At 66.1% G+C, this 8,383-nt stretch carries 5 protein-coding genes and 2 pseudogenes; 3 read left to right on the plus strand and 4 right to left on the minus strand.

Features of this window, described 5'->3' with window-relative positions; all coding sequences use genetic code 11:
* The 3 genes and pseudogenes from ASD86_RS28145 to ASD86_RS25385 form a co-directional block, all read left to right on the plus strand.
* Positions 1-540 (plus strand): annotated as a pseudogene (locus tag ASD86_RS28145) (TonB-dependent receptor); the annotation flags it as partial.
* 1 nt (position 541) lies between these two features.
* Positions 542-1,034 (plus strand): annotated as a pseudogene (locus tag ASD86_RS28150) (TonB-dependent receptor); the annotation flags it as partial.
* 238 nt (positions 1,035-1,272) lie between these two features.
* Entirely contained in the window at positions 1,273-4,167 is a 2,895-nt protein-coding gene (locus ASD86_RS25385; RefSeq protein WP_056117239.1) for a TonB-dependent receptor, read from the plus strand.
* A 122-nt stretch (positions 4,168-4,289) separates the two neighbouring features.
* Here ASD86_RS25385 and ASD86_RS25390 read toward each other — a convergent pair whose 3' ends face one another.
* The 4 genes from ASD86_RS25390 to ASD86_RS25405 all read right to left on the minus strand — a co-directional run bounded on the left by ASD86_RS25390 (position 4,290) and on the right by ASD86_RS25405 (position 8,194).
* Complete coding sequence (locus ASD86_RS25390; protein WP_082578711.1) at positions 4,290-5,636, minus strand: aspartyl/asparaginyl beta-hydroxylase domain-containing protein; 1,347 nt, start codon at positions 5,634-5,636, stop codon at positions 4,290-4,292.
* Between the two features lie 124 nt (positions 5,637-5,760).
* Complete coding sequence (locus ASD86_RS25395) at positions 5,761-6,744, minus strand: DUF4097 family beta strand repeat-containing protein (protein WP_056117241.1); 984 nt, start codon at positions 6,742-6,744, stop codon at positions 5,761-5,763.
* Positions 6,745-6,761: 17 nt separating this feature from the next.
* Positions 6,762-7,622, minus strand: a complete 861-nt coding sequence (locus tag ASD86_RS25400) for a hypothetical protein (protein WP_056117243.1) — start codon at positions 7,620-7,622, stop codon at positions 6,762-6,764.
* Positions 7,619-8,194, minus strand: coding sequence for a sigma-70 family RNA polymerase sigma factor (locus ASD86_RS25405; protein WP_235567901.1), 576 nt, complete (start codon positions 8,192-8,194; stop codon positions 7,619-7,621). Before ASD86_RS25405 ends, ASD86_RS25400 begins: the two co-directional genes overlap by 4 nt.
* Positions 8,195-8,383: the final 189 nt, after the last annotated feature.

Here is an 8,383-nt window from a genome sequence, read left to right on the forward strand (position 1 = left end):
TTACGCCGAGGGCTTCCGCGCTCCGACCATCGCCGACCTGTACGGCGGCCTGAGCCAGTCGTTCTCGTTCTACACCGACGCCTGCGACACCAGCTTCGGCGATGCCGCCGGCAATGCCCGCTGTCTGCAGAACGTGCCTGCCGATTTCCGTCAGCGCGCGAATACCGATGACGGACTCGCGCCGGGTCCGGGCACGCAGACCAATACGCCGTTCCTGTCGGGTTCGAACGACAAGCTGATTCCGGAAACCTCGAAGTCCAAGACCTTGGGCGTCGTGTGGAGCCCGGGCTTCGTCGAGAACCTCAACCTGTCGTTGGACTGGTGGACGATCAAGATCGAAAACGCGATCACCGGCGACGATCCGACCACGGTGCTGGCCGACTGCTACACCCGCGGCATCGAGTCGCGCTGCAACACCGGACAGGATCCGGCCCGTTCGCGCTTCACCCGCGATCCGGCCACCGGCGCGATCACCAACTTCATCTTCGCGCCGATCAACGTGGGCTACAACGAAGTCGAAGGTTTCGACTTTGACGTGAANCCGTCTCGACACGCAGTGGGGCCGCTTCGGTTTCGCGTGGTTGAACAGCTACACGACCAAGAACGAACTGCAGACCGACGTACTGGGTGAGGCGGCCCCAAGTCAGCAGAACGGCTTCAACGGCAACTTCCGCCTGCGCTCGAATTTGAACATGAGCTGGGACAAGGGTCCGTGGGGCTTCACCTGGGGCGTGCGCTACTACTCCGGCGTGAAGGAAGACTGCTTCTTCGGCAACCGCTGTTCGCTGCCGGATTACATGGCGCCGGACACCAACGGTCAGGTTTCGCCGAAGAACGAAATCGGTTCGAACACCTTCCACGACATGCAGGTCCGCTTCAACGCGCCGTGGAACGCCACCATCGCGGTCGGCGCGAACAACGTGTTCGAGCACTATGCCGCTCCGCAGTACGCTCAGCCTAACTCCGGCTACTCGTACTACGGCGGCTACGACATCGGTCGCTTCGTCTACTTCAAGTACCAGCAGCGCTTCTAAGTAAGATCGCAATACCGCGACACCCAACACGGCCCCTCGGGGCCGTGTTTTTTTGTGGCGGGCGGATGTAGTCGCAGACCTTCATGCGACGCTAATTAGTCCTTAACAACACTTTAATTAATCCCCCAAGCCGTCTACTATCGGCCCGGCTTTGCCAATTTAGGCCGTTGCTTATACGCCGTTTGGCAAGCCCCATTCGCTTGGCATTCCCGTTCGTTCAGGACACTTGGAGAGAGAGATGACCCTGAAGACCACCCAGCTGCGCGACGCGATCGTATTCGCGTTGTGCGTCGGTGCGACCAGCTTGGCCGGCACCGGACTGGCCTCCGCCCAGGACGCTTCGGCCCCCGCCGCAGCTCCCGCTGAAGCCGACGCCACCACCCTGGATCGCATCCAGGTCACCGGCAGCCGCATTTCCATCCCGGGCCTGACCACCAACAGCCCGATCATGACCGTGGACCGCGAGGAAATCGCGCGTAACCAGCCGGTCACCGCGGAAGACTTCCTCCGTATCGTGCCGGGCGCCGTGCCCTCGATCGGTCCGGGCACCAACAACGGCGCCAACGGCGGCGCCACCATCAATCTGCGCGGCCTGGGCGACAATCGCACCGTCGTGCTGATGGACGGCCGCCGCGTCGTTCCGTTCAACCTGTTCGGCGTGGTCGACACCAACGTCATTCCGGTCGCGCTGATCGACAGCGTCGACATCGTCACCGGCGGCGGCTCGGCCGTGTACGGCGCCGACGCGGTCGCGGGCGTGGTCAACTTCGTGCTCAAGCGCAACTTCGAAGGCATCGAAGTCAACTCGAGCTACGGCCAGTCGAGCAAGCAGGACGGCGATCGCCGCAACACCACCGTCACCATGGGCATGAACCTGGACGACGGCCGCGGCAACTTCGTGATCAGCCTGGGCAAGACCGACAACGATCCGCTGCTGCAGGGCGCGCGCGACTTCTCCAGGTTCAACCTCGACTCGATCGACGGCAGCCCGGGCGGTTCGGCCGCCTCGATTCCGACCGAAGTCGACGGCCTGGGCCAGATCAATCCGGCCACCGGCAGCTTCGACAACATCGTCACCCGCTTCAACTACAACCCGTACAACTTCAACCAGACTGCGCTGGATCGCTGGCAGGCCACCGCATTGGGCCGCTACGAGATCAACGAGCACGCCGAGGCGTACACCCAGCTGCTCTACACCCGTTCCAACGTGTTCTCGCAGATCGCCCCGGGCGGTCTGTTCGGCGGCGAATTCGATGTGAACATCGGTAACCCGCTGATCCCCGGCCCCGCGCGCGCGCAGATGTGCGCCGAGTTCGGTCTGACCAATTGCACCGTGGGCAGCGCCGAGACCTTCAACGCCGCGCTTCTGCGCCGCACCACCGAGCTGGGCACGCGTTCGACCGACTTCCAGAACAAGGTCTTCCAGGCCACCTTGGGCGTGCGCGGCGCGATCAACGACCGTTGGCGCTACGACGCCTACTGGTCGCACGGCGAAGCCGACCAGTTGACCGTGTCGGCCGGCTTCCTGTCCAAGGCCCGCACCCAGCAGGCGCTGCTGTCGCTCGACGGCGTCAACTGCGTGGACCCGTCCAACGGCTGCGTGCCGCTGAACCTGTGGGGTCCGGAAGGCTCGATCAGCACCGATTCGAAGAAGTTCCTCGAAGTGCTGACCTTCGCCACCCAGCGCGTCGAACAGGAAGTGTGGTCCGGCTCGGTCAACGGCGACCTGGGCGACAACTTCAAGAGCCCGTGGGCCGATTACCCGATCGGTCTGGCCTTCGGTCTGGAAGGCCGCAAGGTCGATGCGCGCAACCAAGCCGACGCCGCGTCGCGCGATCCGAACGAAGTGCAAGGTTCCGGCGGCGCCAATCCCGACGTCCGCGGCGACTTCACCCTGCGTGAGGCCTATGTCGAAACCATCATTCCGCTGATCAGCGGCAAGTCCGGCGCGCAAACGCTGAACTTCGAAGCCGGCTATCGCCACAGCGAGTTCAAGTCCGGCCAGACCGATACCGACTACGGCAGCTACAAGTACGGCCTGGAATGGGCGCCGATCGAAACCCTGCGTTTCCGCGGCATGTTCCAGCGCGCGACCCGCGCTCCCAACGTCAACGAGCTGTTCCAGCCGATCGTCACCGGTCTGGACAACACCGCGATCGATCCTTGCGAAGCTGGCCCCCTGGCCGCCAACGGCGGTATCAACGGTCCGGTCGGACAGCTGTGCGTCGCCACCGGCGTGCCGCAGCAGGTCCTGATCGACGACGGCGGCGTGGCGGGCCCGAACTCCGGCCAGGCGAACGCCTTCACCGGCGGCAACCCGATCCTGGGCCCGGAAAAGGCCGACACCCAGACCCTGGGTCTGGTGTGGCAGCCGGTGGAAGACTTCTCGATCACCCTGGACTACTGGAAGATCGACATCAAGGACGCGATCACCCGTCCGGTGCTCGAGGATGCGCTGTTCGGTTGCTACGACCAGCGCTTCAACCCGACGCTGAGCGTCAACCACCCGATGTGCCAACTGATGCTCGGCGCTCGCGCCACCAACGGTTCGCTCAACGGCGAAGCGCGCGGTCCGTTCCTGGATCGCTCGAACAAGGGCCGCATCACCAGCGACGGTTGGGACCTGGGCGTGCGTTACGGCATCCCGCTGTCCAACAACTGGGGCCGCCTGGACTTCGCGCTGGATCTGACCAAGACCGACTCGTACGACTACCAGGGCGATCCCTCGGTTCCGGTCCACGATTGCGTCGGCGTCTACGGCGTGTCGTGCAACGTCATCGCCGGCATCGTGTACGACTACAAGTCGAACTTCCGCGCGGTGTGGTCGATCAAGGACTTCGAACTGGGCTTCAACTGGCGTCACCTCAGCGCAGTCGACGTCGAGCCGGGTCCGATCACCTTCTTCAAGCCGTACACCTCGATCGACGCGTACGACTACTTCGATCTGACCATGGCCTATGAGCTGCCGTGGAACGCGCGCATCAACCTGACGGTCAACAACATCGCCGACAAGAAGCCGCCGGTCGTGGGCAGCAACATCGGCAGCACCGGCTTCAACAGCGGCAACACCTTCCCGCAGTACTACGACACCCTGGGCCGTTACTACACCGTCGGCGTGACCATGCGCTTCTGATAAGAAACACGATCCGAGTCGAATTCAAGGCGGGCTTCGGCCCGCCTTTTTTTCGTTCGGGATTCGGGATTCGGGATTCGGGATTCGATTCGCTTCGGAAGTCGGAGTGATCCGTACGCCCGTCAGCGCCCGGCCAGAAAATCCCGGTGCGCGCCCATCATCGCGTTGACCATCTCGCGCTCGGCCAGCGACAGCAGCGGATTCCACACATCGAAGATCAGCACCACGCGCAGCTCGTCGCTGTCGTTGTGGGCCTCGTGTTCGATCGAGTCGTCGAAGATCAGCACTTCGCCGACCTTCCATTCGCGCCGCTCGAACCCGACCCGATAGCGGCAGTTGTCCGGAACGATCAACGGCAGGTGCACGACCAGGCGCGCGTTGGTTTCGCCGTGATGCGGCGGGATATGGGTATGCGGCGCCAATGCCGAGAACATCGCGTTCGGGCAGACATCGGCGATCGCGGCCATCTCCACCGCCTCCAGCGCGGCGCGGGTCTGCGGGCAACGCGCCAGATGCTCGTCGACCGGCTTGGAATAACTCCACAGCTTGTAGGTGCTCCAGCGCCGTGAATGATTGAGCTCGCGCCATTGGTTGACCGGGTCCCCGGGCTGGTACTCGATGTACGGGGTGAATTCGGCCTGCTCCTCGCGCAGCACCACCCGCATTTCCTTGACGATGTCGTAGGTGCGGCTTTCCAGTTCCTCGACCCAGGCGAACTGCGAGCGATCGTGGAACGGGATCGCTGGCAAACGCGGCACGCACAATTGATTGCAGTCGGCGTGATACGGCTTGCTGCGGCCGACCATGATCGACGCCGCTTCGTCCCAGCGGCCGAGCGTGCCGGCATCGAGCGCGGCGCGCGGGCCGCCGACGCGGTGGGCCAGGAACTCGGCGAACTCCTCGCGATATGCCTCGACTCGCTGGCTGGCGTGGAGCAACTGGTTCTTGAGCATCTCCGGCCAATGCGGCTGCGGCGGCGCGACGGTCAGCGCATTGCGATACGCATCCGCCGCAGCGCGCTGCTTGCCTTGGCGTTCGAGGAACGAAGCCTTGGCCAACAGTCCGGCCAAAAAGTACGGATCGGCCACCAGCGAAGCGCTGATCGCCTCCCACTCGGCGGCGCCGTCGCCGCGTTCGCGCTGAACCACGCCGATCGACAGCAGGATCATCGGGTCGTTCGGCGCGGCGCGGTGCGCGGCATGCAGCAACTCGATCGCGCCCTGGATGTCGCCCTGCTGAAAGGCGTGGATGCCGAGGCTGTACAGCGCCTGCGGATGCTGCGGCGCGATCGCGCGCACCTGTTGCCAGAGCTTTTCCGCCTCTTGCCAGCGGCCCGCGCGCGAGGCCAGGCCGGCGGCCTGGACCAGTTGATTGACCTGCTCGTTCAAGACCGCGTCCTCGCCGGGCTGGATGTCGCGGCCGCGCCCCTGCCGGCCGTCGCTGCGGTGCTTGCGCAGCGGACGCGGCATGCGCGTCCTGGCGAAGAAAATACACTGCCGGCGCGGCGGCGCACAGGCCGCGCGGCGACGGCCCGCATGCGGTTCGCGATCGCCGCGGCTGGCGCGACCGGCATCGCGCCGGCCGCGCGATCGATCAGTTCAGTTCCAGCGTCGCGTCGCCCGAGAAGGTCTCGAGCTTGATCTTGCCGCTGCCGCTGCCGTAGCGGTGTTCGAAGCTCGAACCCGGGCCGTGCTTGGGCCGCTGGATCTGCGCATCGGGCGCGCGCAGGTCGCCGCTGAAGCTCTGCCCGCGCACGTTCGCCGACAGGCTGCGCGGCAAGGTCAGGCGGATGTCGCCGCTGACGGTTTCCAGCGACACCTCGCCGCCATCGACAAGCGCCGCGGCCACGCGCAGGTCACCGGAGACCGAGTTGCCAGACAGCTTGTTCAAGCTCGATTCGCGCGTGGCGAGGTCGACCTTGCCCGACACGGTCTCGACCGAGACCTCGCCGTTGAGCCGCCCGCGCAGTTCCAAGTCGCCGCTGACGGTCTGGGCCGAGACCTTGCCGCTGTTGAGCGTGAGGCGCAGGTCGCCGCTGACGCTCTCGATCTCGGCCTCGCGCGGCGCACCGGCGACGACGACATCGCCGCTGACGCTGTCGATGCTGAGTTCGCGCGAAGCCACGCCGCTGACGTCGACGTCGGCCGAGACCGCATCGATCTCCAGCTTCACCCGCAGCGGCACGGTCACGCGCAGTTCGGTCGGTTCGCCCTTGTCGCCGCCGGCCAGCAGGCCCATGCCGCTGCCGCGATTGGGGTAGCGCACCTTGATCGACAGATTCTCGCGGTCGCCTTCGATCTCGAGCTTTTCCACGCCTTCGCCGAGCGAGCCTTCGATCTTGACCTCGGGCCGGTCCCAGGCGCGGACCTGGATCAGGCCCTTGACGTTGTCGATCTCGACGCTGCCGAGCGGATCGATCGGGCGGCTTTGATTGATCGGCGTCGCGGCGAACACCGGCAGCGCGGCGGCCAGGCCGAGCGCGAGCAGGCCGAGCTTGGACAGGCCTGGCTTGGACAGGCCGAACGCGGGCAGACGCTGGAGAACGCGAGAGGTGGTGCGGGAGCGTGTGTAGGTCATCGTGGCGTCCTCCTGGATCAGGTGTAGGCGACGCGCTGAGCCAGCGCGAGGCGACGTGCATAGGTGCGGCGCAGTTGTTCGAGCAGCAGGCGCGAATCGGGGTCGTGGGCCATCGCGTCGAGGATCAGCGCGGTGTTGCGGTCGAGTTCGTCGAACGCCGGCTTCAGCGCGACCGCCTGCTGGCTCACCGGTTCGATCTCGCGCATCGCGGCCTGGTATTGGCGGGTCATGCCGTCGGCTTCACGTTGGACCAAGCTAGCCGGCGTCGTCGCGGCGTGAGCGATGCCTGTATCCGTTGTGGCAGAGGAATTCCGATTACCGGCGCGACCATCAGCCGGCGTCTTTCCGGCGTCGGCGATGCGCGTAGCGGTCGAAGTGGAGGAATCTTGAGCACCGACGCGACCATCAGCCGGTTTCGTTCCGACGTCAGCGATATCCGCACCAGTCGCTGCAGAAGCATCTTGACCGCCGGCGTCACTCACAGCGGCCATATCGCCCGCCGCCGCGCCATCCACCGCCGCTCCGCCCTTCCACATCACGCCCAACGCCACCGCCAGCACCGCGACGCTCGCGGCCAACGCCATCGGCGCCAGCCAGCGGGAGCGCGAGGATTCGCGCGAACGCAAGACGATGACCTGCGGTGCCGGCGCCGCTTCGACCGGCGATGCTTCGCCTGGCGCCGCCACGATCGGTGCGAGATGGTCGACCGGCGCAGGCTCGTCCTGCGGCGGTTCCTGTTCGCCCAGACGCGCGGCGATACCGGACCACAGATCGCGCGTCGGCGGCGTATCGCGACGCAGCGCGCGCAACTGCCAGCGCAGCGCGTCGGGCAACTCGCCGTCGGGCGTGTGCAGGGGATCGAGGGGTTTGTCGCTCATGCCTGTTCTCCGAGCCGGGTGCGCAGCAGGCTGCGCGCGCGGTGCAACTGTGCCTTGGAACTGCCGACCGCCATGCCGAGTTCGACCGCGATCTCCTCGTGTTTCCAGCCTTCCACGTCGTACAGCACCAATACGGCGCGCGCGCGCGGCGGCAGGCTGGCGACGGCGCGCTCCAGATCCATCGACAACGCGGTGACGTGGCCGGCGGAATCGGCGCTGCCGATGCCGTCGAACGCGTCCTCGTCGCTATCCTCCAACGGCCGGCTGCGGCGCCCGCGCAGTTCCATCAACGCGGTGTTGACCGCGAGACGATGCAGCCAGGTGCCGAACGCCGATTCGAAGCGGAAGTTCGGCAGCGCCTGCCAGGCGCGGACGAAGGCTTCCTGGGTCAGATCCTCGGCGCGGGCGCCGTGATAACCGACCAGGCGCGCGATCACGCCGTGGACCCGGCTGGCATGGCGGCGGTACAGGGCCTCGAATGCGGCGACCCCGCCCGCGGCCGCCGCGGCGACCAGCGCGCGATCGTCCTCGGCTTCGGGCGAGACGGTGGCGTCGGCTAGAGATTCGTTCACGGCGGTCAGCATACTGAGTCCGATGCGGGGTCGGGGCTCAGGGTTTAAGGGACAGGTGGCGGAGTCGTTGCGGGAGCTGACGCGGGATTCGGCGAGGCGTGGCGGCGCCTAAAGGCACCTGGCACGTCGCTTTGAAGCCCTCTCCCGCTTGCGGGAGAGGGTTTGGGTGAGGGCCGCCAGCGCCGGCGT

It is taken from the genome of Lysobacter sp. Root690, assembly GCF_001427785.1.
Taxonomy (GTDB): domain Bacteria; phylum Pseudomonadota; class Gammaproteobacteria; order Xanthomonadales; family Xanthomonadaceae; genus Lysobacter.

Coding starts and splice junctions, on each gene's coding strand:
- ASD86_RS25390 (WP_082578711.1), bottom strand. CDS start 5,636: ATGCCGCGTCCGCTGCGCAAGCACCGCAGCGACGGCCGGCAGGGGCGC.
- ASD86_RS25395 (WP_056117241.1), bottom strand. CDS start 6,744: ATGACCTACACACGCTCCCGCACCACCTCTCGCGTTCTCCAGCGTCTG.
- ASD86_RS25400 (WP_056117243.1), bottom strand. CDS start 7,622: ATGAGCGACAAACCCCTCGATCCCCTGCACACGCCCGACGGCGAGTTG.
- ASD86_RS25385 (WP_056117239.1), top strand. CDS start 1,273: ATGACCCTGAAGACCACCCAGCTGCGCGACGCGATCGTATTCGCGTTG.